Source organism: Acinetobacter sp. TG2027, assembly GCF_000302435.1.
In the GTDB taxonomy this organism is placed as follows: domain Bacteria; phylum Pseudomonadota; class Gammaproteobacteria; order Pseudomonadales; family Moraxellaceae; genus Acinetobacter; species Acinetobacter pittii.
This window is the reverse complement of record NZ_AMJN01000031.1, coordinates 77897-102924: the sequence shown is the minus strand read 5'-3', so window position 1 is coordinate 102924 and position 25028 is coordinate 77897. Positions and strand designations below refer to the sequence as shown.

21 protein-coding genes and 1 pseudogene are annotated in these 25028 nt (G+C 38.1%); 11 read left to right on the top strand and 11 right to left on the bottom strand.

Going from position 1 to position 25028, the window contains the following annotated elements; all coding sequences use genetic code 11:
* Positions 1 to 55: 55 nt before the first annotated feature.
* From uvrB to proB, 8 genes are all read left to right on the top strand, one after another.
* Positions 56 to 2077, top strand: coding sequence for an excinuclease ABC subunit UvrB (gene uvrB / locus B806_RS0106735; RefSeq protein WP_002118463.1), 2022 nt, complete (start codon positions 56 to 58; stop codon positions 2075 to 2077).
* A 93-nt stretch (positions 2078 to 2170) separates the two neighbouring features.
* Positions 2171 to 2758 (top strand): lipocalin family protein, encoded by a 588-nt coding sequence (locus B806_RS0106730; RefSeq protein WP_017402788.1) that lies wholly within the window; start codon positions 2171 to 2173, stop codon positions 2756 to 2758.
* A 110-nt stretch (positions 2759 to 2868) separates the two neighbouring features.
* Positions 2869 to 3816 (top strand): EamA family transporter RarD, encoded by a 948-nt coding sequence (rarD, locus tag B806_RS0106725; RefSeq protein ID WP_079380990.1) that lies wholly within the window; start codon positions 2869 to 2871, stop codon positions 3814 to 3816.
* 216 nt (positions 3817 to 4032) lie between these two features.
* Positions 4033 to 5490: a glyceraldehyde-3-phosphate dehydrogenase gene (locus tag B806_RS0106720; protein ID WP_002118702.1), complete on the top strand. Its 1458-nt coding sequence runs from the start codon at positions 4033 to 4035 to the stop codon at positions 5488 to 5490.
* Between the two features lie 149 nt (positions 5491 to 5639).
* Positions 5640 to 6365, top strand: a complete 726-nt coding sequence (locus tag B806_RS0106715; RefSeq protein WP_017386253.1) for a hypothetical protein — start codon at positions 5640 to 5642, stop codon at positions 6363 to 6365.
* 11 nt (positions 6366 to 6376) lie between these two features.
* The gene (locus B806_RS0106710; RefSeq protein ID WP_005073191.1) at positions 6377 to 7051 is read left to right on the top strand and encodes a hypothetical protein; all 675 of its coding nucleotides are present in this window, start codon (positions 6377 to 6379) and stop codon (positions 7049 to 7051) included.
* A 179-nt stretch (positions 7052 to 7230) separates the two neighbouring features.
* Positions 7231 to 8451, top strand: a complete 1221-nt coding sequence (gene cgtA, locus B806_RS0106705) for an Obg family GTPase CgtA (RefSeq protein WP_002118576.1) — start codon at positions 7231 to 7233, stop codon at positions 8449 to 8451.
* Positions 8452 to 8466: 15 nt separating this feature from the next.
* Entirely contained in the window at positions 8467 to 9600 is a 1134-nt protein-coding gene (gene proB, locus B806_RS0106700; protein WP_002118789.1) for a glutamate 5-kinase, read from the top strand.
* A gap of 26 nt (positions 9601 to 9626) precedes the next feature.
* Here proB and B806_RS0106695 read toward each other — a convergent pair whose 3' ends face one another.
* Both B806_RS0106695 and B806_RS0106690 read right to left on the bottom strand, forming a co-directional pair.
* Positions 9627 to 10283: an HAD-IB family hydrolase gene (locus tag B806_RS0106695; protein WP_017386255.1), complete on the bottom strand. Its 657-nt coding sequence runs from the start codon at positions 10281 to 10283 to the stop codon at positions 9627 to 9629.
* Positions 10250 to 11458, bottom strand: coding sequence for a DUF1615 domain-containing protein (locus B806_RS0106690; RefSeq protein ID WP_025466676.1), 1209 nt, complete (start codon positions 11456 to 11458; stop codon positions 10250 to 10252). The genes B806_RS0106695 and B806_RS0106690 overlap by 34 nt, the downstream gene beginning before the upstream one ends.
* An 83-nt stretch (positions 11459 to 11541) precedes the next feature.
* Between B806_RS0106690 and dusB the strand changes: the two genes are divergently transcribed.
* Positions 11542 to 12567 carry a tRNA dihydrouridine synthase DusB gene (dusB, locus tag B806_RS0106685; RefSeq protein ID WP_017386257.1) on the top strand — a complete coding sequence of 342 codons (1026 nt, stop codon included), beginning with the start codon at positions 11542 to 11544 and terminating at the stop codon, positions 12565 to 12567.
* 37 nt (positions 12568 to 12604) lie between these two features.
* Here the strand turns inward: dusB and B806_RS0106680 are convergent, their stop codons facing one another.
* Both B806_RS0106680 and B806_RS0106675 read right to left on the bottom strand, forming a co-directional pair.
* Positions 12605 to 13651, bottom strand: a complete 1047-nt coding sequence (locus B806_RS0106680) for a nitronate monooxygenase (protein WP_017386258.1) — start codon at positions 13649 to 13651, stop codon at positions 12605 to 12607.
* 117 nt (positions 13652 to 13768) lie between these two features.
* A complete protein-coding gene (locus B806_RS0106675) occupies positions 13769 to 14470 on the bottom strand; it encodes a VIT family protein (RefSeq protein ID WP_002118524.1) in 702 nt (233 codons plus the stop codon).
* A 267-nt stretch (positions 14471 to 14737) separates the two neighbouring features.
* Between B806_RS0106675 and B806_RS0106670 the strand changes: the two genes are divergently transcribed.
* Together B806_RS0106670 and wecB are read left to right on the top strand one after the other, a co-directional pair.
* The gene (locus B806_RS0106670) at positions 14738 to 15955 is read left to right on the top strand and encodes a hypothetical protein (protein WP_017386259.1); all 1218 of its coding nucleotides are present in this window, start codon (positions 14738 to 14740) and stop codon (positions 15953 to 15955) included.
* Position 15956: 1 nt separating this feature from the next.
* A complete protein-coding gene (gene wecB / locus B806_RS0106665) occupies positions 15957 to 17099 on the top strand; it encodes a UDP-N-acetylglucosamine 2-epimerase (non-hydrolyzing) (RefSeq protein WP_017402786.1) in 1143 nt (380 codons plus the stop codon).
* Here wecB and B806_RS0106660 read toward each other — a convergent pair.
* The 7 genes and pseudogenes from B806_RS0106660 to B806_RS0106630 form a co-directional block, all read right to left on the bottom strand.
* The gene (locus B806_RS0106660) at positions 17084 to 18004 is read right to left on the bottom strand and encodes a hypothetical protein (RefSeq protein WP_017386261.1); all 921 of its coding nucleotides are present in this window, start codon (positions 18002 to 18004) and stop codon (positions 17084 to 17086) included. The genes wecB and B806_RS0106660 overlap by 16 nt on opposite strands.
* Positions 17982 to 19826: pseudogene (locus tag B806_RS0106655) on the bottom strand (hypothetical protein). Before B806_RS0106655 ends, B806_RS0106660 begins: the two are co-directional and overlap by 23 nt.
* Entirely contained in the window at positions 19827 to 21077 is a 1251-nt protein-coding gene (locus tag B806_RS0106650) for a glycosyltransferase (protein WP_002118919.1), read from the bottom strand.
* Positions 21064 to 21960 carry a hypothetical protein gene (locus tag B806_RS0106645; RefSeq protein ID WP_017386263.1) on the bottom strand — a complete coding sequence of 299 codons (897 nt, stop codon included), beginning with the start codon at positions 21958 to 21960 and terminating at the stop codon, positions 21064 to 21066. The genes B806_RS0106650 and B806_RS0106645 overlap by 14 nt, the downstream gene beginning before the upstream one ends.
* Positions 21960 to 22703 (bottom strand): hypothetical protein, encoded by a 744-nt coding sequence (locus B806_RS0106640; RefSeq protein WP_017386264.1) that lies wholly within the window; start codon positions 22701 to 22703, stop codon positions 21960 to 21962. Before B806_RS0106640 ends, B806_RS0106645 begins: the two co-directional genes overlap by 1 nt.
* Positions 22704 to 22897: 194 nt before the next feature.
* Positions 22898 to 24340, bottom strand: coding sequence for a deoxyribodipyrimidine photo-lyase (locus B806_RS0106635; RefSeq protein WP_017386265.1), 1443 nt, complete (start codon positions 24338 to 24340; stop codon positions 22898 to 22900).
* Positions 24341 to 24458: 118 nt separating this feature from the next.
* On the bottom strand, positions 24459 to 24941 hold the full coding sequence (locus tag B806_RS0106630; protein ID WP_002118581.1) for a peptidylprolyl isomerase: 483 nt from the start codon (positions 24939 to 24941) through the stop codon (positions 24459 to 24461).
* Positions 24942 to 25028: the final 87 nt, after the last annotated feature.

Sequence of the window (25028 nt, the reverse complement as noted above, 5' to 3'; positions counted from 1 at the left end):
AATCCCCATTAAAAGGGGAGACGTTAAATTCAATTTTTCATAAAGAGAGATAACTTTGAACGAAAATCAACCTTTTGATTTGGTCACTCATTATCAGCCAGCAGGTGATCAGCCACAGGCCATTGAAAAGCTGGTAAATGGTATCGAGCATGGTTTTCGTAATCAGTTATTGCTGGGTGTAACTGGCTCGGGTAAAACCTATACCATGGCGAATGTGATCGCTCAAACACAGCGACCTACAATTGTGATGGCTCATAACAAAACTTTGGCTGCCCAGCTTTATGGAGAGTTTAAAGCGTTCTTCCCTAATAATGCGGTTGAGTATTTCGTAAGTTACTATGATTACTATCAACCCGAGGCTTACGTTCCATCCTCAGATACTTTTATTGAAAAAGATGCTGCCATTAACGATCACATTGACCAGATGCGACTATCAGCAACACGTGCTTTATTAGAGCGTCGTGATGCAATTATTGTGGCCTCGGTTTCTGCAATTTATGGTTTGGGTGACCCAAATGCTTATATGCAAATGTTACTGCATGTGGTTGAGGGCGACCGTGTAAGTCGTGATGAAATTATCCGCCGTTTGGTTGAAATGCAATATACGCGTAATGAACTTGAGTTCTTACGTGGTACATATCGAATTCGCGGCGAAATTATTGATATTTTCCCTGCCGAATCTGATCAACATGCGATTCGTATTGAACTATTTGATGACGAGGTCGATTCGATCCGTTGGTTTGACCCGTTAACGGGTAAAATGGTCCGTAAAGTTCCACGTGTTACGATTTATCCAAAAAGCCACTATGTAACGCCGAAAGATCATCTAACTCGTGCTATTGATACAATTAAAGATGAGTTACAAGATCAACTTAAATTCTTCCGTGAACATGACAAATTGCTGGAAGCCCAGCGTATTGAGCAGCGTACCCGTTATGATTTAGAAATGATGCAACAGTTGGGCTATACCAATGGTATCGAAAACTATTCACGTCATTTATCGGGCCGTCCAGCTGGTGAAGCGCCTCCAACTTTATTTGATTATGTACCAGAAGATGCATTACTGATTATTGATGAGTCACACGTTACAGTTCCGCAAATTGGAGCGATGTATAAAGGTGACCGATCACGTAAAGAAAATTTAGTGAATTACGGGTTCCGTTTACCAAGCGCACTTGATAATCGACCAATGAAATTTGAAGAGTGGGAGCGCATTGTACCGACGACCATTTTTGTCAGTGCAACACCTGCTAAATATGAGCTAGAAAAGTCTGACCAAGTGGTTGAACAGGTGGTACGTCCAACAGGACTAATCGATCCTGAAATTGAAGTTCGTCCTGTATTAACTCAAGTTGATGATGTTCTTTCTGAGATCAATATTCGTAAGAACCTAAATGAACGTGTGTTAGTGACTACTTTAACAAAGCGTATGGCGGAAGATCTGACTTCTTATTTAAAAGAATATGGGGTTAAAGTCGCTTATTTACACTCGGATATTGATACGGTTGAACGTGTCAAAATTATTCATGAGTTACGTACAGGTGTATTCGACGTTCTAGTCGGTATTAACTTGTTGCGTGAAGGTCTCGACATGCCAGAAGTTTCTTTAGTTGCTATTTTAGATGCAGATAAAGAAGGTTTTTTACGTTCAGAACGCTCACTCATTCAGACAATTGGTCGTGCCGCGCGTAACGTGAAAGGTAAAGCAATTTTATATGCTGACCGAATTACTGATTCTATGCAAAAAGCAATAGATGAGACTGAACGCCGTAGAGCTAAACAAATCGAGTTCAACGAGTTGCATGGTATTACGCCACGTAGTGCTGTTCGTCAGGTCATCAAAGAAATTGATTCAGGCGAAGTGCTTTCAGACGACGAAATTGATGAGAAGGTGCTTGAACAAGCACAAGCTTTAAGTGCTGACGAAAGACATATTCTCTCTGATCCAAAATTGTTTAGTAAGCATATTACTAAGCTTGAAAAAGAGATGTTAAAAGCTTCGAAAGATTTACAGTTTGAACAGGCAGCTCGGATACGTGATGAAATCATTCGACTAAAAGCGCAAATGTTGCAATAAACGAATACATAACGCTACATAATGTGTTTAAAAAACAAGCTACTGTAGATATTTGAGTTCTTTTGTATTCACAACTAATCGTTGAGGGCAACAATGGCATTTCGAAATAATGTTCCGCAAGCCAGCTGGCGTTTGGCTAAAATTGCGTTGGGCGGTGTCGTTTTGGCTGGTTTGGCTGTTGGAACCTATGTCTATGCCCAGCCGAAACCTTTGCAAACTGTCTATAAAGTTGAACTGGACCGATATTTAGGTGTTTGGTATGAAGTCGCGCGTAAACCTGCATTTTTTCAAAAAAAGTGTGCTTATAATGTATCTGCAACCTACACCTTAAACGAAAATGGAAATGTAGTAGTAGATAATCGCTGCTACGATAATAGAAAACAATTACAGCAATCTATCGGGGAGGCCTTTGTGGTTAACCCGCCATATAACACCAAATTGAAGGTAAGTTTTTTACCGGAAGCTGTAAGATGGATTCCGGTAATCCGTGGGGATTACTGGATTTTAAAGCTAGATGAAGACTATCAGACTGTTTTGGTTGGGGAACCTTCACGTAAATACCTTTGGGTGTTATCAAGAGACCCTCATCCAGAGCAAGAAGTGGTAGATGAATATTTAAATTATGCAAAAACATTAGGTTTTGATATTCGAGATATTATTCGTACAGAGCATAAAGAATAGTGGTATATGTCTGTTTAAGAAAAAACCATGTTTTTACATGGTTTTTTCTTTTTTATAGTGGATAAATCAAGTATTGTAGTGAGTTGTTTTTACTAAAATCTAAGAGGTTTATGATGTTTAAGGGCGTGATCTTGTCTGTCATGGCATCATTCACTTTTGGTGTACTTTATTTTTATACTCAATTATTAAGCCAGCTAGATAGTGAGCAAACTTTTGGATGGCGGATTATTGCAACACTACCGTTCCTTACTTTATTTATGTGGTGGAGTGGTGATTTAGCTTATATCAAAAATATCTATCAACGTATTTTGGCTAAACCTTCTTTACTATTATTGTTAATCACAACCTCTATTTTAACCTCAGTACAACTTTGGCTGTTTTTGTGGGGGCCGATGCATGGGCGTGGATTGCAAGTCTCTTTGGGATATTTCCTATTACCGCTGGTTCTTGTCTTAGCTGGAAGTGTGTTGTATGGCGAAAAAATATCAAAATTTCAATGGGTAGCAATTATTCTTGCAGTTATTGGCGTTAGCCATGAAATATGGCGTTTAGGAAGTATTGCGTGGGAAACGGCATTGGTAGCAGTTGGATATTCTGCCTACTTTTTATTACGTAAAAAAATTAAAACAGATAATTTAGGGGGCTTTTGGTGGGATTTGGTCATTATTATGCCCATTGCAATTTATTTAACTCATACAGGTTTGCTGCCATACAGTAAATTTATAGACCAACCGAGTCTTTCTTTGATCATTATTGGGCTTGGAATTTTAAGTGCTATTGGTCTGGGAAGTTATATTCTGGCAAGTCGTTTTCTACCTTTAGTTGTGTTTGGACTCTTAGGATATTTGGAACCTGTATTACTTGCTTTAGCTTCTTTAGTTTTAGGGGAGAGCATTGGCCAGGAAGAATGGTTCACTTATATTCCGATTTGGTGTGCTGTTTTTGTACTCGTTTTAGAAGGAGCAATTCATCTTTATCAACAACGGCAAAAAGCCCAAAATCTGCAACTTAATATCACGAAATATCAAAAAAGATTAAAAAATGATGAACTCAAGTAGGTCGTCAGAACCTAAAAAGTAAGAAAAAGCAAAAATTTAGCTGCTTTAAACAATAAGATAATAAAAAATAATTATAGGTATTTTATGAATTTATGATGAATTTTAGGAAAATCTAGTCACTAACGTCAGCTTTTGATTCATTCTTGCCAATAATTCCATTACAATTACGGGGTTTTAAAAATCACGCCTAGATATAATTAATTAGAGGACGTATCTGTGAGCAAAGACACTATCATCGCCCTGCACGCTGAACACCAAGGCCGTTGGAAAAACCGTGAAGAAATCGCGGAACGTATGATTGCATTAATCGGTCAATTATACCGTGAAAAAAATATTGTCGTATCTGTTTACGGTCGCTCTTTAATTAACCGTTCTGTTATCCAAATTTTGAAAACTCACCGTCGTACACGTGTTGTAGACGTTGAGCTTTCTGTTGTAAATACTTTCCCAATTTTAGAAGCTTTAGCAAAAGTTGAAAATATTGGTTCTGCAGAAGTTGATATCGGTAAACTTGCTGTTGAATATAAAGAAAAAGGCGGTGATGTTGATGCTTTTGTTGCTCAATCAGTTGAGTCAATCAAAGGTAGCGCAACTTCTGAACAACCTAAAGATGTAGTTCTTTACGGTTTTGGTCGTATTGGTCGTATCTTGGCTCGTTTAATTATTAGCCAATCAGGTTTAGGTCGTGGTTTAAGCCTTAAAGCAATCGTTGTACGTAAGTCTTCTGACGGTGACTTAGCAAAACGTGCTTCTTTACTTCGTCGTGACTCTATTCACGGTACTTTCGCTGGTACAATTTCTGTTGATGAAGAAAACGAAGCAATCATTGCTAACGGTAACTTCATTAAAGTGATTTATGCGTCTAGCCCAAGTGAAGTTGACTATACTGAATACGGTATTGAAAACGCACTTTTAATCGACAACACTGGTAAATGGCGTGATGCTGAAGGTCTAAGCCAACACTTGAAATGCCCAGGCGTTGCACGTGTTGTATTGACTGCACCAAGTAAAGGCGAAATGAAAAACGTTGTATTTGGTGTAAACAACACAGATATCTTAGATGAAGACAAAATCATCTCTGCTGCAAGTTGTACAACAAATGCAATTACTCCAATTCTTAAAGTATTGGATGACAAATATAAAGTTCTTAACGGTCATGTTGAAACTGTTCACTCATTTACAAATGACCAGAACTTAATCGATAACTACCATAAAGCAGATCGTCGTGGCCGTGCTGCTACTTTGAACATGGTAATTACAGAGACTGGTGCAGCTAAAGCAGTTGCTAAAGCATTACCTGCATTGAAAGGTAAATTAACTGGTAACTCTGTACGTGTTCCTACACCAAACGTATCTCTTGCAATCTTGAACTTAACGCTTGATAAAGAAGTTGATCGTGAAGAAGTGAACGAATACATTCGTCAAATTTCGATTAACTCTAACCTTCAAGGTCAAATTGGTTATACCAACTCGACTGAAGTTGTATCGAGTGACTTTATCGGTTCTCGCACAGCAGGTGTATACGATGCTCAAGCAACGATTACTTCTGGTAACCGTTTAACTGCTTACGTTTGGTACGATAACGAAGTTGGTTATAGCTGTCAGGTATTACGTATTGCTGAACAAATGTGCGGCGTAAGCTACAAAAAAATCCCAGCAGAATTGAATGCTTAAGATCATTTAACGATCTATAAAATATTTTCACAAAAAGACCCAGTTTAGACTGGGTTTTTTTACAACCGTACAAAATATATGCTGACTATTTTTTGTAAATAAATGAGAATACAAATTAAGGAAAAAAAGAAAATAGTAAGGGATAGGAATTGTCGCAGTTTAAACGTTTGTTGGTCGTTTTTATATTCATCATTATTGCCAATTTATGTGGTGTACTCATTGCAATATGGGTATTTAAGCACTTTAATATTTATATTCCACTGAAAAATCAGGCAGTTGCTATTGATTTACAAGAGCCTCTACAGGTTAAGGTTAAAGTACAAGATGCTTTAAATGTGGATGTAAAGGGGCGCGTAAATGCCAGTATTCCAATTGATGAGAAACTGAATATTCCTTTAACACAAACATTAACTCCGCGTGTTTACTTCGATAATATGGTGCCGATTAGTACAACCATTCCAGTCAAAGAAACATTAAAAGTTGAGCAAAATCTACCAATTGATACCAAGGTTCAGGTGCGTGTTTTGGGGCGTGATATTACGTTGCCATTAAAAGGAACGATTCCATTAAAACTTGATGTGCCAATTGATATTAATGTCCCGCTTGAGCAAAAAGTTCATTTAAAATTTGATGCGCCAGTACGCACGGTATTAAAAGAAAATCTACATATTCCTTTAAAAGCAAGATTAGACACGAATATCCCAATCGAAGGGAATTTAAATGTACCTGTTAAAACTGCATTAAATGCTTCGGTTGATGTAAAAAATACTCTGCCTGTTAAGATTGCAAATGGTGAGTTAAAGATTCCTCTGTCCACTATGCGATTAAATCGAGTATTAGGTTCAGAAACATCACAAAAGATAGCTGATCAATAGGGTGGATGCTAATGTTTCGTTCACTCAAGAGTATGTTAATCAGTTTCTTTTTAATGATGATACTTGCCGCTATTATGTTTTGGGTGTATCTCAATATTCAAGCAAATTTAGTCGTTTCGGCTCATAATGCCGACATTAGTTTACCTGACTCTTTAGAAACAAAGATTCAAGTTGGTAATACTTTGCAGGTTCAGTCTATTGGTAAACTTGATACAACCTTAGATATAGACCGCCAATTAACTTTACCCTTAAAAGGGAAATATTTGGCAGATTTAAATTTCGCTGTAGAAACACCTATTACGGTAAGTGTCGATTATTCAACGACTCTAAAAATTGATCAGGTTATGCCTTTAGAAACCACCACAGACTTGGTTTATCAAAGTAAGTTTTTACCAAAATTTCCCCTTAAATTAGATATCCCTATTAAATTAGATGTGCCTTTTAATTTAAAACGTAGTTATACCGTTCCCGTTAAAATTGTTTTTGATGGTCCGGTTTATTTTGAATTCGATGAACCCGTAAATTTATCGGTGAAACATCAGTTTAAACCAAGCCTAAACGTAAATGATCCTATGGAAATGGGTAATGTCTCTTCATTTAATGCCATCATGTATAATTCTGTGCCAAAAACAAAAGCAAATCTTGATATGCAAATGACCTTACCTCTGCGTAATGTGCATCCTTGATAATTAAATAAATTGGCTAAATTTTATTTTTTATAAGGAACCTATTTGCAAAACTAAAAGCATCTGCTGGATTAAAGATAAAACAGATCGTTATAAATGGAATTGTTCCATTTTCTATTCGAGAATTTTATGAAAATATGGCAGAATAGGCGGTTTTAGAGTTTTTAGAGGATTGGCAGATGCGCTTTGTTGATGAAGCAGTCATTACCGTAGAGGCTGGCGACGGTGGCAATGGCGTAGCCAGTTTTCGCCGTGAAAAATTTGTACCATTTGGTGGCCCAGATGGTGGTGATGGCGGACGTGGTGGAAGTATCTATATTCAAGCTGATGACGATACAAGTACGCTAGTCGATTACCGTTACACACGTAAATTCCGTGCTGAGCGTGGAAAAAACGGTGCAGGTGCTAACTGTACTGGACGTGGTGGTGAAGATGTGGTTTTAAAAGTACCCGTTGGTACAACAATTGTTGATACAGATTCAGGCGATATTATTGGCGATTTGGTTGAAGACGGCCAAAGAATTCTGGTTGCTGGTGGTGGTGAAGGTGGTTTAGGTAACACTCACTTTAAATCATCAACTAACCGAGCACCGCGTAAATGTACGACTGGTACAAAAGGTGAGTTCCGCGAAATTCGTCTTGAATTAAAAGTATTGGCAGATGTTGGTTTGCTGGGTATGCCAAATGCCGGTAAATCTACTTTCATTCGTGCTGTAAGTGCTGCAAAACCAAAAGTGGCAGATTATCCATTTACAACCATGGTTCCAAACTTGGGTGTAGTCGATGCTGACCGTCATCGTTCATTTGTAATGGCCGATATTCCAGGATTAATCGAGGGTGCAGCAGAAGGTGCAGGTTTAGGAATCCGTTTCCTTAAACATTTGGCACGTACTCGTATTCTTTTACACATTATTGATGTACAACCAATTGATGGTTCAGATCCAGCACATAATGCAAAAGCGATTATGAATGAGTTGGCTAAGTTCTCACCAACTTTGGCGAAATTACCAGTTGTTCTAGTACTCAATAAACTTGATCAGATTGCTGAAGAAAGCCGTGAAGAGTGGTGTCAGCACATTCTAGATGAACTAGAGTGGACTGGGCCTGTCTTTAAGACATCGGGCTTATTAAGCGAAGGTACAAAAGAAGTTGTGTATTACTTGATGGATCAGATTGAACAACAACGTGAACGCGAAGTTGAAGATCCTGAATATGCAGCAGAAGTAAGAGCTTTCCGTGAACAACTAGAAGTTGAAACACGTGAACAAACCATTGCGGCAAAAGAAGCATATCGTGCAATGCGTCGAGCACAACGTCTCGAAAGCATGATGGACGATGATGACGATTTTGACGATGATGAAGACGACAATGATGTAGAAGTCATCTACGTTCGTGACTAGAAAACCGAGGGAAACATGATAGAAGTGGTCGATGGGCAACGTCAGCTCAGTGAGTGTAAACGAATCGTTGTTAAAATCGGATCATCTTTACTTACAGCTAATGGGCAAGGTTTAGATCTAGATGCTATTTCGCATTGGGCGAAACAAATTGCAGATCTACACAATGCCGGACACGAGATTATTTTAGTGTCATCAGGAGCTGTAGCAGAAGGTATGGTTCGTATGAAGCTTGCGAGTCGACCCACCGATCTACCCAGTCTACAAGCCTGTGCTGCAATTGGGCAGATGGGCTTAATTCATACTTGGTCTAGTGTGCTTGAAAACCACGGTATTCGTACTGCTCAGGTTTTATTGACTCATGATGATTTGGCAGATCGCCGTCGTTATCTGAACTCGTGTGATGCTTTGCAAAACTTGATTGATTGGCGTGTGATTCCTGTCATTAATGAAAATGACACGGTGTCTACCGATGAGATCCGTTTTGGTGATAATGATACTTTAGCTGCGATGGTTGCAGGTCAGGTTCATGCAGAATTGCTGATCATTTTAACCGATCAGCAAGGTATGTTTGACTCAGATCCGCGTCATAATCCTGATGCTAAATTACTCTCTACTGTTCGGGCTATGGATGATGATTTATTCGATATGGCCGGCGGTGGTGGTGTGCTTGGGCGAGGTGGGATGGTCACTAAAGTTCGTGCTGCGCGTTTAGCTGCTAAATCGGGCTGCCCAACCCTCATCGCGAGTGGCGAAAGTGATAATGTCTTATCACGTGCGATGGCAGGTGAGATGCTAGGCACTTTGTTTACTACAGATAAAGACCGCATGACTGCTCATCAACAGTGGCTCGCTGCTCATTTACAAACGGCAGGCCGTCTTGTGATTGATGATGGTGCTGTTGAAGCGATTAAATTGAAGCATCGCAGTTTACTCCCTGTTGGAGTTAAAAATGTTGAAGGACATTTTGATCGTGGTGATGTGGTTGAATGTGTCGATAAACAAGGTAAACGTATTGCGGTAGGTCGAGTGAACTTTAGCTCACGATCAGCCGAAATTATTAAAGGCTTAGCCTCAGATAAGGTTTATCAAGTACTTGGTGAAGCTCGTTCACTTGAAATGATTCATCGTGATCATATGGCAATTTATTAAGTTTTGCTCAAATAAAAAAGCTCGCTTTATGCGAGCTTTTTTTCTGGCGTTAAACGAGGTAAAACACGATCTTCACCTACCATATATGGATGTGTGGCAAGACTAAGCATGTCTAAGTCTTCCGAGCTATTACCATAAGCATAAATCTGGTGGTAATGCTGTAGCGTATATTGCTGATGTATCCTTAACTTCTTTTGTTCACTACTACAGTCTGGAGTAGAATAGTAACCCGTCATCCTGCCGTTTTTAATTTGAGTTTCGGTACAAATCAACTCGATATCTAGTAACTTGCAAAGTGGAGCAAGATAGACATCAATTGAAGCTGAAACTAATACGACTTGATCACCACGCAATTGATGATGTTGTAACTGAGTAAAAATTTCAGGCGAAAGCGCAGAGACTAACTCTTGTGCGTATTCTTCACCTAATTTTTGTAATTCAATTGCAGGAGTATTTTTAAACATGCTGCGGAATAACTTGGCACGCATAGCATGGGCAGGATAAAAGTTAAGATAGTAGGCTTGAATCCATGGCAGAATTTTCAAGCCTTGCTTAACAATGTGACGCTTAGATAAAGCATAAAAGATGAACCCTGTAAAACTATCTTTACTACACAAGGTTCCATCAAAATCGAACAGGGCGAGACTTTTTATAGTCTTATTCGTTTCGCTCGTTGCATACATGTTTCATATCGTCCGTTTACGCGGGTTGCATACCAATTGGTATTATAATCACGACTTAATTTAGGCCCAGAAATCACTACTTGAGGCATAACTGCATAGAGCGGTTCTTTGCCAGTTTTTGATTTATAAAGTTTAGTCAGCGCAATATAAGTTTGAGTACTTTCAAACTTTTTCTCTTTTTCTAATTTAAGATCATCACGAATTTGTCTTGGTGTAACCAATACATTATTTTTTGCAAATACCGTAATCAGCTCTTTTTCTGACTCGCTTTGAGCTGCGCGTGGATCGCCATCTTTTGTATAAAGAAGTAGATCGCCATCAAGGCTTATATCTGTATCAGTAAGTTCTTTTAGCATTTTTTGAAAAGCTGCATTACGGCTAGAGTACATACCAGAGTTATAATCCGCAAAACGATAAATGGCTTTATCGTAGTCTGCCGGATAAACCATTAAACGATGTATGCCGTAATATAAACCACCGTATTCAGTATATAGGTCATCGCGGAGCGCAGCAGTACTCATACTCGAACGCTTATTGGCTTTCGCATAATTAATATGAACTTGCATTGAGCCCAAAGTCGTAATAGGGTTCATTTTCTCGCCAATATCTTGACCAACCAATTTGGCTGCACCAGTTAAGGCACTCACATGATAGTGTTTAGCCATGAAGTCGAAAATTTCTCGGTAAAGTAAGTCGAGTTCTTTCTCGGTTTTAACTTTACGCATTTGACTCATATAGTTGTTATCAGGAGAGGGCTGAGTTCTTAGAACTTCTTCAAAGTAACCAGCAATTGTTCCACCAACGGTTTTGCCAAGCTTATCTTCAAATTTTTCATTTAAACGTGTACTAACTTCTTCAACTGCCTTTTGTCCTAACCCAGGCACTTGAGGGTTGGCAACAAAGTTAGATTCCTGATCCACTACAGCCACAATACTACAGACATTTTTCTTGGTTTTAGGAATATCCAAGTCTTCCATAATGTCATCAATATCTTTAGCCCATGACTCACGGTCATGCACGCGTGATGGAATTAGACGTTTAATCTGTTGGCTTTCTAGTTCAGGCTCATCATTGTTTGACCACCAAGCTTTATCACCACAAGCAGCTAAACTCATGCATATGGCAGCCATGCCGAATGATTTTAATAAAAAACGGGAAGACAACGGTTTGTTCATGGCGAGGAAAGCACCTGCATAAAAAGATGAGCCGATTAAGCGGATGAAGTATACTATGTTGATCATCAATTGTATGAATATATATGTATATTGGTCCCTATCAACTGTCAAATAATTTAATTGTTGCTCCTATGGCGGGAGTAACTGACCGTCCATTTAGAACACTCTGCAAGTATTTTGGCGCAGGCCATGCAGTCAGTGAAATGATGACTGCTGATAAAACTTTGCGGATGAGCAAAAAGAGCCTCTACCGTGCGAACTTTGATGGTGAACTCGCTCCAATCTCTGCTCAAATTGCAGGCTCTGATCCTGAGCAATTGGCAGAGGCTGCACGCTATCAAGTAGCAAATGGCGCACAAATTGTTGATATCAATATGGGATGTCCTGCCAAGAAAGTATGTAATAAGCTCGCTGGTTCAGCGTTATTGCAAGATGAGGACTTGGTAGCGCGAATACTTGATGCAGTTGTCGCTGCTGTTGATGTTCCCGTGACTTTGAAAACCCGTTTAGGCTTTTTAAATGGTCAGGAAAATATTTTAAGAGTAGCAAAAAGGGCAGAAGAAGCGGGGATTGCCGCGCTAGCTTTACATGGCCGTACTCGCGAAGACATGTATCTAAATACAGCACGTTATGATTTGATCAAACATGTTAAAGAATTAATCAATATTCCACTTATTGCGAACGGTGATATTGATAGTCCTGAAAAAGCAAAATATGTACTCGACTATACAGGGGCAGATGCAATTATGATTGGTCGAGCTGCTCAAGGTCGACCATGGATTTTTCGTGAAATTGCTCATTATTTAAAAACTGGTGAAAATTTGGCTGCACCTAATATTGAAGAGGTGAAGCAGGTGTTACTAGGACATTTATCAGAACTTTATCAATTTTATGGTGAATACTCTGGCTGCCGTATTGCCCGCAAACACATTGCTTGGTACACAAAAGGTTTACGCTCAAGTAACGAATTTCGCCAAAATATGTATAAAGTTGAAAGCACTGCTGAACAAGCATTAGTAGTCGAAAACTATTTTAATCAGTTATTGGCTGAAGGCAATTTGATGAGTGATGTGCAAGTTGAGCAGGTTAACTTACTAGAAACCCATTAAATAAAAAGCCAGTATATAATTACTGGCTTTTCAAGATTTACTCATCTTCTAACATTTCTACAACTAACTGGTTAACCAGATCAGCAGCATCTAGCTCTCGTATTTGCGAGACATTACTACCAGCCCAAAAAGCACCGAAGCCATAGTCTTTATTCTTGCTTGCAATGGCATTTAATTGCTTCGCTAAATCGTATGCATATGGATATTCGGGTTGAGCAGGGCGATTAGGTAAATCAATTTGTGTGTGCCAATGGTTGAGCAGGCCACGGGCTGGACGCCCAGAAAGACTGGCGCTGATTTGTGTCACAGGCTCATTAAATAAAGCCTTACGATACTCGGCAGATGCATTTGATGTATGGCATTGCACAAATGCTGTTCCGAGTTGAACCGCAGTAGCTCCTAAGCTCAACATATGTCGTGCCTGAGCTCCATTCATAATACCGCCTGCGGCTACCACAGGTGGTTTGCAATGCTTGACAATAAGGTGTACTAAATCGCTCGTTTTAATTGCTGCATCAAAGGTTTTATTAAAGATTCCACGATGTCCGCCTGCTTCAATCCCTTGAGCAATAATAATATCTATACCAGCCGCTTCAATGGCTTGTGCTTCAACTAAATTGGTAGCAGACACCATCGTAATAATTCCGGCATCTTTTAATGCTTGAATTTGATGGGGATGGGGAATGCCAAAATGAAAACTGACCGCTTTAGGTTTCGTTTCTAATACGACATTTAGAAAATCATCGTTATCAAGAAAACTTGGATAAATACAGTTTAAGTTTTGAGGAGGCTGTTCTCCGAACTTTTCAAATTGTGGACGTAAATATTCAATCCACTGAGCAGAAGTTTGGAGGTTAAGTTGTTCGGGTTGATGACAGAAAAAATTAACCTGAAATGATTTTTCTGTAAGTGTTTGGGTTTTTAAAATCTGTTCACGTGCACTTTGCGCCGTATTTGCACCTAGACCTAAGGACCCAAGACCACCCTGATTAGAAACTTCTGCTGCAAGTTCAGGTGTAGATACACCTGCCATAGGGGCAAGAAAAATTGGATGTTTAATTTCAAGTTGTTGTAATAGGTCCATTTTATTCACCTCATTTCTTTCTATTCACCATAGCGTGAAAACCGAACCAAGAGCAAATAATATTGGGCATTTAGTTTTTAAATATTTAGTTCTTAAACATTGATAAGTTCTGATTTTTTAAAGTGGAGTAACATGAAATAAAGAGCCGATCCAGCTTGAAAAGCCCATCGCTAAAATTCCCCACAAGGTAATGCGTAGACTCCCTTTAAGCTTGGAAGTACCTGCGAAATGACTTGATAGCGCTCCTAAAAAGGCTAATGAAATAATGCCAAATATTAAGACTGTTTTTTCGATCCATATATCTGGACTGAGTAAAATAGCCAGCATAGGAAACAATGCCCCAAATGAAAATGAGCCAGCTGAAGCTAATGCGGCTTGAATAGGATTTGCTGCGGTATTTTCATGAATACCAATTTCATCACGCGCGTGAGCCCCTAATGCATCATGATTTGTAAGTTCAGTAGCAACTTGTAGAGCTAAGTCAGGTGCTAAGCCTCTGGATATATAAATTTGAGTGAGCTCGTCCAGTTCACGCTGCGGATGCTTTTTGAGTTCTTGTTCTTCAAATTTTAAGTCGGCTTTTTCAATATCTTCTTGTGATTTTACTGAAATATATTCTCCTGCAGCCATAGAGGTTGCACCAGAAATTAAACCAGCAATACATGCAATAAGAAGTGTATGAGCAGAAGCCCCACTTGCAGCCATTCCCATGATTAGACTAGTAACAGAAATAATTCCATCATTTGCCCCTAAAACGGCCGCCCTTAACCAACCTGAGCGGTGAATAAAATGATGTTCTGGATGTTGAGAAAAGGACATGTTTTCCCCTATTTGTAGTTATAAATTTTTATCTTATCCTATAAGATTATTTACAATAATACGATTAAAAAATGTGTCATTATAGGAAAAACAAACAGATAAGAACTTTTTTAAAACATAATATTAAAGGAGATAAAATGAACAATTTAAAGAACTCATCTACTTATATAAACAGTATCATTTATGGGTTTAATTATAATACTTATTGATTAAATTTTAATTTGATTGCTACGCAAGCATTCTACCTATTTTACTCTAGAGGTCCCAATGAATAGCAAAACAATAAAATCTATAACTCGTTCCTTTATCGTTGTTAGTTCGATCTGTCCAGCTTTAGGCCTCTTAAGTATTGAGACTAGTTTTGCACAAGAGATTTTTAATCAAGAATATAAACCAGGTAATCCAATTTATGATAAATGGGATCAATTTTATAAAATTGAAAAGACTCAACCTGAAAATGCCGAGAAGTTATTATTAGAACTTGGAGAGATGACGCCACAAGATATTAAAGTTTGGAAAAGCTTAACTTATTTACAAATTCGACTAGGGAAACAAGATGCAGCTTTGCAAAGTCTAAGAAAAGCAGAGGCATTAGATCCAGCAGATGATAATTTAAAACTCCAAGAAGCCTACCTATTGAATTCTCAAAAAAATAACAAAGAGGCTTTGGTGGTTTTTAAGGAACTTACCCAATCTAAAGATGCTGATATTGCGAGTAAAGCGACACAGGCTGTAAAAAATCTGAGTGGAGGAGAGGTCAAAACTTATTTCCGTGATGTGTATTTTGCGCCTTCATATGAATCACGTTACGACGATGTAATTTTCCCACTTAAAGCTCGCTATGGTAAAAACCTCGATAATGGTCGAGCGCAGGTGTATGGCTTTTTAAATCTAAACCGCGATACTCAATCTCAAGGTGGTGTACGACCTGAAATTATTGATGAAAATGCAGTAACTCTAGGTGTAGGTGCTAATTATCAACCTTGGACTTCTATACCTGTGCGCATGTATTTAGAAGTAGGTGGAAGTTACGATCTGATTGATCGAAATAGAGATAAATTTCGTGAAAGTGTTGTCGGTGGGGTGACAGGTTATCAAGAATGGTATTCTCAAAATAATTGTGATCAGTCACTTTGTTTTAATGATTACTTCACTGATTTATATGGCAACGCAGCAACTTATTCTAGAGAAGATTATAATGTTATTGGCGATTTACGCTTACGTACGGGTTTGAATGTCTATAAGGGTGAAACAGGCACTGTACAAGCTTATATGAAATTGCATGGCTTAGCTGACAGTAAAGATGAATATTACAATAATTTATTTGAATATGGCCCAGGTATTTCATGGCAGCCTTTTAATTATCAACCAATAAAACTACGTGTTGAACGACTATATGGCAATTACTTTAAAGATGTGCCAGTAAATACGAAAGATCATTACAACAATACTCGAGTAGAGCTCGTTTTTTATAAGGATTTCTAAAGTGAATAAAATTTTTATATCTATTGTATTTGGAACCCGTCCTGAATTAATCAAACTTGCCCCTGTTATTTTATTGGCAAAACAAGACCCTCGCTTTCAAGTTGAAGTGATTTTTACTGGACAGCATGACGAACTAGTAAGAGATGCGATAGATTTCTTTGGGGTTGAAATTGACCACCGTCTTAAAATTATGAATGCTGGACAAAGTTTAAATCAGCTCTTAATTCATGGTTTGAGCCAAATCGAGAATGTATACACTGATGGGCAAAAACGAGATGCAATTGTTATCCAAGGTGATACAACAACTGTTTTAGCAGCTGGCTTAGTCGCGTTTTCAATGAAAGTCCCTGTTGCGCATGTTGAAGCTGGTTTACGTTCTTATGATTTAGATCATCCTTTTCCAGAGGAGGGAAATCGTCAGTTGGTTTCACGTATTACTAAATGGCATTTTGCCCCGACTGAACAATCAAAAAGAAATTTACTCAATGAACAAATTCCGTCAGAGCTCATTACGGTTACAGGCAATACAGTTGTTGATGCGGTGTATTTAGGGCGTAAATTAATTGCTGAAAAATCTGATTTGAAGAACCGGCTTGAACCTTATGGAATTCAATTAAAGCAAGATGACAAAGTAGTACTTATTACTGCCCACCGTCGTGAAAATTTTGGCGGTGGAATTCAAAATATTTGCAATGCGGTTGAGCACTTAGCTCAAGCACATCCTGATTTACATTTCATTTGGCCTGTACATTTAAACCCAGCCGTCCATGACGTAGTCCATGATAAGTTTAAAGACCATTCCCAAATTCATCTTGTTAAACCATTAGACTACCCAAGTCTATTGGCAGTGATAGACCGATCTACTTTTATTTTGACGGATTCGGGAGGCTTACAAGAAGAAAGTCCATCATTTAATAAGCCAGTTTTAATCTTGCGGGACACTACCGAGCGACCAGAAGTGGTTGAGGTGGGGGCAGGCGTTTTGGTGGGGACAAATCAAGAAAAAATTATTGAAGAAGCTGAAAAGTTACTCACTGACCAACAGCACTATGAAAAAATGGCGCATGTAGAAAACCCATTCGGCGATGGGCAAGCAGCTCAACGTATTCTCAATCAAATTGCTAAATCTTATGAATTGGCATAATCATGATTTAAGGATCTCGTCTCATTTATGGTTTTGTTGGCATGACCATAAGTGAGGCGGTACCATAAGCTCACAATATTAACGCACCAGCGGCTCATGTAATGAGGACCATCAAAAATATAAACAGTTTTACCTTCATATGCTTTTAGCTGAGAAATAATTTCCCAAGGATATGCGGCTCTAAATTGCCCATTCTTTTTCACTCTAAAAGCTTCTAATACTATAATTACTTTGTCTTTTCCAAGTTTATCTTCAAGCTGATCTAAAATATGTTTGGCCTGTTTAGGTGATCGAACGCCTACGCCAACACCATCTTGGAAAAAAACTCCCGTATGGTCAGGCAGCCAGCTTTTAACCCATAAATCATAATTTTCAGGCTCAGTTTCGCCACTATAAATACTCACCCAGACTGGTGAAGGAAGCTTCGATAACACATGACCTAAAGCACTGACTCGTAGCCAAGTTGGATCTGCTTCTACCGGAAAGTAATAACCTTTAAATGCTGTTTTTTGCTCTTTTATAATTTGGGCAGATTTTTCGCCTAACTCAATGACATTAGCCCGAGCTTTAGGTTCATTATATTCACCGGCTAAGCCCAATATGAGATTTTTTGCCCAAGGTTCTTGTTTAATCTTTTCTAAATTAATAGCTTTTTCCCATTGTGGAAAATTTGATTCTTTCCACCAAGATTTAGATTCAACAACAGACCATTGGGGAACAAATGTATCAACACCTAAATAGTGCCAATTTCCTTCTGGAGGAGTAGTGTTATTGTCAGGTTGCCAGAAAACACCTTCAATATGAGGGGCTTGACCTTGATGTTTGAAAAGCCCCGCATATACGATGACACTACATATAATTAAAATAATAAAAGCAGCTATTTTAATTGGTATCTGTTTTCTCATTATTTCGTCTTAACCAGTACCACAAGAAGATAATTATTATCATAATTGCAGAGATAATCACAACTAATAAGAAGAAAGAAGACTGTTGGACTAGAGGCGCCTTTTGATTTCCGACAATGAGTTTTTGTAAAACATAGATATTTCCATTTTCTGAAACCAGCATTTTCGTCACGTTGTTTGGAATTTTATGTTGTATTTTTTCCCAAAGGTGCATAAACGTTTGTGCGCCACCTTGTGAGTCGGTAATCACATCAAAGCGGTTATTGTTATAACTGACAATAAAACCATTTTGGGCAGCAGGTGCATAAATAATATCCTGATGCATTAGTACTTGTTGTTGATAAATATCTTTGTTAACGCGGACATTTACAGATTGTGGCGCGCTCGGTGAATAACGGACTAGGTTGAGAGGCATTGGTGCTTGGGTTAAAAGCATTTTTTTCGCAGTTTGACCTAACACAATCGCGATATTTAATGCACCAGATTGACCATCAACCGCAATTGTGGGGGTTGTTGCTAAAGTCATTGAAATTGCGGCTACACCATTTTTAAGTTTATGAGGTAGCTTTACAGTAGATTTGGCTGTATCAATCCAAAGTGAACCATGTGCGTTAGGTAAACATTGGGAATTGGCTATCACTGAATTTTCCAGCTTTAGACTAAAATTTGTCGTATTAGAAATAGCTTTTGCAAAAATATTGAACTGACGGTTTACTGGGTCTGAAGCAAGGTCGGCTGTTTTCATGCTTCCAGCAAGTCCTCCATCAATCCAAGCTGTAATATTGGAACCTTGTAATAAACCACTTTGAATACGAAGTGCGATTTGTCCTTGCAAGATATCGGTTGGTTGCCATACCGCAGGGAAATCAAGAAATAAGTTTTTTTCAGCGTGATTTAATCTGAAATCTTGAATACCTAAATCGGCGAGTGTATCGATTTTTTTAAATTGAGCCCATGTTGGATTAGATATTGTATTTGGAAAAACTGCGTTTCCTGTACTCAATTGTTGTACATAAGAAGAATTAATTAGTCCATTTACTGCGCTCGTTAAATCTTGTTGAGTATGATAAGTAATTGATAAGGTAGGCACACCTTCTACAGGTTTTGCAATTTGTACTAGTGCTCCGCCTTTTAGTGGTGCTGCTGAGCGAATAACTTCAATAATAAAGTTTGTTTCAGGATTTAAATTGGTTTGTCCTGAATCAACCCATTCAACAGGTGTTATGGAGGTCCATGAACTTGCTAATCTGGCGAGCATGGAGGCTTATATAATCTCTTTACGGTTGTATTTTAAAATACCAACAAATGGAGTAGGCCGTCTCGCTTGTGGGTTATATAAAGCATCTGGCAAATCTTTTAAGCGATATTCATTACGAATAGGTGTAAAGTCGAGCTGGGAATTACTTAAATAAGTTAGGTGATCAATATCTTCTGTACAGAATGTTTCTTTGGTTTGATTCAGCGTAGTCGGTTTCGCATATTGTTGAATAATAAAATCTAAACGGTGAAAACCACTCTGACTTGCTGGAATATCAAATTTGACTTGACCATCCCCACTTAGGGTAGTGTTATAAATGAGTTTATCATCATATTTTACAAGTAAAGTTGTATCGCTTTCAGTGGAATAATCACTTGAAAATTGAATGTTTTGCCACTGGGCACCTTTGCCAATATAGAAAAAATGAGGCTCGACTGTGTATTTAGTAGAAGTACTAATATCGTCCAGTTCCCATGTATAAGCATGAGCAGACATGGCGAGCATAAGACTGGTGCTAGCAAGGAGCACTTGAGCTGTTTTGTAAAGATCAAAATTCTTTTTCATTTATTTTTTCTCCTTGCTACGTTCCGTTTTGTACCATTGAAGGGAGTTGCCCTGTATTTTATTTTTAAGCATGTCATATGCGGCTTTAAAAACAATAAATAGAAATATTTGTGAGTAACTTACGTAAGATAGAACTGAATAAAAGTAGAGTTCTGGTTTAACTTTTTCGAGTGAAAGCGTAAACCACATTTGCGCCACATATAGGCAAAATGAAAGGCCCCACAGAGTCGTGAATGGGCCTGGAACTGAAATACCCGCAATATCAAGTATGCCAAGGGTTAAGGTGATATGACTCCAGAATAAAGCGGGTACAAAAAGTATGTAGCACATAATGTTGTTAAGAATTTCAATTCCGATAGGAAAAGGCGTTCTTAATGCGACGGGTAAATATTTACGAGTCACATAAAAATTACCTTGGGTCCAACGTGAACGCTGTTTAACAAACACACTCAGAGATGGAGGATCTTGCTGCCAACCAATTGCATAGGGCACCCATTTAATCCGTTTTTGACCAATGAAAATCCTAAAACTCATTTCTGTATCATCGACCAATGACTTTTCATCAAAACCGCCTAAGGTTTCTAAAGCATCACGCCAAATTACATAGTTAGTACCCATTAATGTCGATAGCTCAAAACGTTGCCAACGACCGCCTTGGAAAATCCATTGGAAAAAGATGAACTCAATGGCAATAAATCGGGTCAAAATACTATCTTGCCAATTACGTGTTCTTACTTTTCCATTAACGGCTACTAATTTTTTATCGGCAAGTAGGGTTTGAGCGAGTAGGCGAACACAATCGGGTTCCGGTGTACTGTCCGCATCATAGACAACAATCAATTCGCCTCTAGCATGGGGGAGGCCATTATTAAGCGTTCTAGATTTACCTTTACCCCCCATTCCTTTAGGAACATTAACAATCTTTATGCAAGGATAAATTTTTGCCAAATTTTCGGCGATTTCTAGGGTGTTATCCTTTGACCCATCATTAATGAGTAAAACTTCATATGCTTCGGCTGGGTAATCTTGTTGAGCAATTGCATGCAAAGTATCTTCAATCACAACACCTTCATTATAGGCAGGGATCAAGACACTCAAAACGGGCCATCTCTCTGGTATTGGAAGGTTTTGTAACTCTTTTTCTGCTGTTTTTGAATATTTCCAAGCTTGATAACTTAACCACGCCCAAAATGCTTGTGGAATCCAAATCCCTAAAAATCCAAATAAGAAGAGAATATCAATGGGAGCCATTTGATTTAACCCTCCTGATAATAGACGAGATGAGCAAGACTAATAAAATCAACCCGATTACAAGAGAGAACCATGAAATATAGCTGCCAAACGTACCAAGGAGGTCAGGGTAGGTACTCGTCAGAATTAGATCGAGTGGAACTACAACAGTACTTAAACCAATAAAAATGTACCCAAGAAAACTGGTTTTTACGTGCTCCGGTGTACTTGTGTAATTAATCTTATTAAACCTCCAAGATATTCCGAGTTGAGGATATCGAATATTTGTTGTGGGTAGATCAGCAGGAGGATTAATAATAATTTCATAGCCAGAAATATGACCGTTAAAACGTTTAGCCGAATAAAATAAATGCTGTTTTTGCTTAATTTCTCTAGAGGGTAACGGGAGCTGCGAAGAGTTAAATTGAATAATATAACTACCAGCGGTCTGTGAAATTAAATTTTCATCCCATCCCGTTGAGACAAAAGCAGCCATTGGGCGCAACCCAATTGCAGTCGAAAATGTGGCTTTAGCCGCAAAATATTGAGGTTGCTCTGATTTATAAAGTGCAATCGGAATCGCACCTTGGCTGACTGCTTCTTTGAGCAAGAAATAATGAGAAAAGCTAAAAACTTCATCCGGCAATATAATGCCGGGTTTGATCCCTTTATGAATAAGTCGTTGAAAGCTATCCGAGCTGATTTGGTCAATTGTAAAGATAGGCCACCATGTATCCTGATATGGAAAAAACATTGAAAGATCATCGGTACTCTGAACTTCTGTTTTTGTTTGTTCCGTTTTAATCTCACAATGATAATATTGCCGATAGAACTGCTGTAAAGTGGCATCAGGATACTGACTAGATGCAATAATAATTCCACAAATATTAAGAAGATTAGACATTAAGTAATCTCCTCTTCAGGTGGAATCTGAATAACTTTATATTCGACTTCAAGCCGCAAAGTCATAATTTCTTTTAGCTTTTTAATAAATTCAGGTTCTTCATCCATTTTTTGCTTGCGAATTACAATGCTGTATATAGTTTCAAGATCATCATCAGCAAACTGGAAAACGATTTCTTGTGGATGATGTTGGCTCAAAATCTTAATCATTTCATTTTGAGTGGTTTTCCATACATCATCGCCTAACATTTCTTTAATTAAGCTTCGGTTGAGAATTCTAATCTCAAAGACTTCATAGTCTTGTATGTGGTGATGATCAAGAAGTTTAAAGAAACTACGTTGAAAATACTTAAGTGCGCTAAGCGGGAAAATATCACGACGATAATTTCGATCATAACTTTGTATATCACGATATTTTTGAACGTTAATTTCGATATTATGGCGAACAGCACTCAGAAAAAGAGGAATGAGGGGAATAATAAAAAGTAAAAGAAGCTGACGTTCAATATGCGTCTGAGCCCCTAAGTCGAGTAGAAAATATACTGCAACACCGATAAAAGCGAGTAAGCCCACAATTAAGGATGCACCAACTTGTAAAAAAGCTCCAGAAATTAAAAGAATGAGAATAAAAATCCAGCTTCCTCTAAAACTTACAGGCAACCACTCATACGCCACCATGCCCATAAATAGATGAGCTGCGATAATCCATAAGACGAGTGTTCTTCCAGGGTTCTTTTGTTGCATGTGAGCTATAGCTACCTTATTGTAATGTTAATTTTTTTATACTTTTATTACTAAATGTGAGACATTGCGAAGTTGTTGTTGTTTATGGCCTTTTTAAGTATCTATTATGTTTATTTGTAGAACAAAGTCTCACTATAGTCAAATACTGTTATTATTTTTTAATTAAAAATAAACACTTAAGACGTAATTCTTATTTAAATACTCTTGAAAGTTTCAATTGCTTTAAGACGAGTTTCCTTTAAATCTACAATTGGTTTTGGATAATTTAATTGAATATTCGTTTTAGTCGAGTAGGGCTCATGAATGGCTTTATTGTCTAGATGAGCTAATTCTTCAACCCATTGACGAATATAATCTCCATTTGGATCAAATTTCATTGATTGAGCAATAGGGTTAAAAATTCTAAAGTAAGGTACAGCATCAGTTCCGGTAGAAGCGCACCATTGCCAGCCACCATTATTTGCTGCTAAATCCCCATCGATTAAATGCTCCATAAACCATTGTTCACCTACTCGCCAATCGATGAGTAAGTTTTTACATAAAAACATAGCGGTAATCATACGAACACGATTATGCATCCATCCCGTTTTTAAAAGTTGACGCATTCCAGCATCAATAATCGGTATACCTGTCTGGCCCGTTTGCCATGCAATTAGGTGCTCTGGATTGTGATTCCACTTAATTTTCTGAGTGACTTTTTTAAACGGAATATGTTTAGAAACATGGGGGAAATCAAATAAAATATGTTGATAAAATTCTCGCCAAATAAGTTCATCTAACCAAGTCTGCTGGCCTTCATTTGTCAAATGAAAGTTGCCATGTTCAGCCCTAAAAAGAGCTTGCAGGCACTGGCGGATAGACAAAATCCCAATGTTTAAATAGGGAGAAAGTTGGCTAGTTCCTCTTACATTGGGAAAGTCACGTTCTAATTTATAATCAGATAAATGATCTTTAATAAATATGTCGAGCTGCTCTAGAGCAAAATTTTCTCCAGCTGGCCATAAGTCTTGTTGCTCTTTAGAAACAGAAGGATCAAAAAAAGCTTCAATATCTTCTAGAGTTAAGCTGTTTATTTTTGAAAAAGACGCTGGATAGCTACTTTGCTTTTCAGGAATTGGATAGCATTGAGGTAAACCACTGAGATCCAATTTTGAATAACATGCTTTTTTGAATGCACCGAAAACCTGATAGGGCTGCTGTGACTGATTGCGAATAGAGCATAAAGGAAAAATCGTACGGTCATGGAATAAAAAGAGCTCTTTACCTTGTTGATTTAAAAAATCTTGTACAGTTTTATCTCTTTTTAATTCATTAACGCCGAACTCTATATTTGAATAGACATTTTCAATATTAAGTTGAGTGCTAAGTTCACCAATATAATCAGCGATATCTTTCCAGTAAGGAATGACTTGGATAATAAGGGGAATATTAAGTTGTTCTAGTTCTTTTTTGAGTTGTTGAAGTTGACGTAAATAGAAATTAATTTTTATAGGCGCATCGTGATGCATTTTCCATTGTTCAGGCGATAAAATAACTAACCCAATACAAGGCCCTTGTTGAGAGGCATGCCATAAAGCAGCATGGTCTCGAACTCTCAAATCTTGACGAAACCAAATTAGCTGATTTACGTTTGACATGAAAATTGGCCCTTATAGAGTGAGGTGAGTTAAAAGATTATTATCAAAATATTATATAAAAATAAATACATAAAAAAAGCAAAGCCGAAGCTTTGCCCTTATCATCTTTAAAGATGAATTAGTGGTGATGACCACCAGCACCGTGTACGTGACCGTGATCTAATTCTTCTTGAGAAGCATCACGGATTTCTACGATTTCAACTTCAAAAGTTAAATCTTGACCAGCAAGTGGGAAGTTAGCATCAACAACAACGTTGTCGCCTTCAACCGCTTTAACAGTAACGATCTGTACGCCGTCATCTGTTTGAGCTTGGAATTGCATACCAGGTTGAATGTTCTCAACACCTTGGAACATTTGAGCTGGAACTTCTTGTACTAGGTCTGGGTTGTATTCGCCATAACCTTCAGCAGCTGGAACGTTAACAGTGAATTTTTCACCAACAGTTTTACCTGTTAATGCATTTTCTAAACCAGGAATGATATTGCCTGCACCGTGCAAATAGGCAAGTGGTTCACCTTGAGATTGATCAAGTGTTTCACCCTCAGCGTTTGTTAATTTGTAGTGGAATGAAACCACGTGGTTATTTGCAATAGCAGTCATGTTTTTGATCCATTCAATCAATTGAAGCGTACATCATAAAGTGAAAAATAAATTTTGTAGACTACAAAATCTTAATCTTTGGCACTT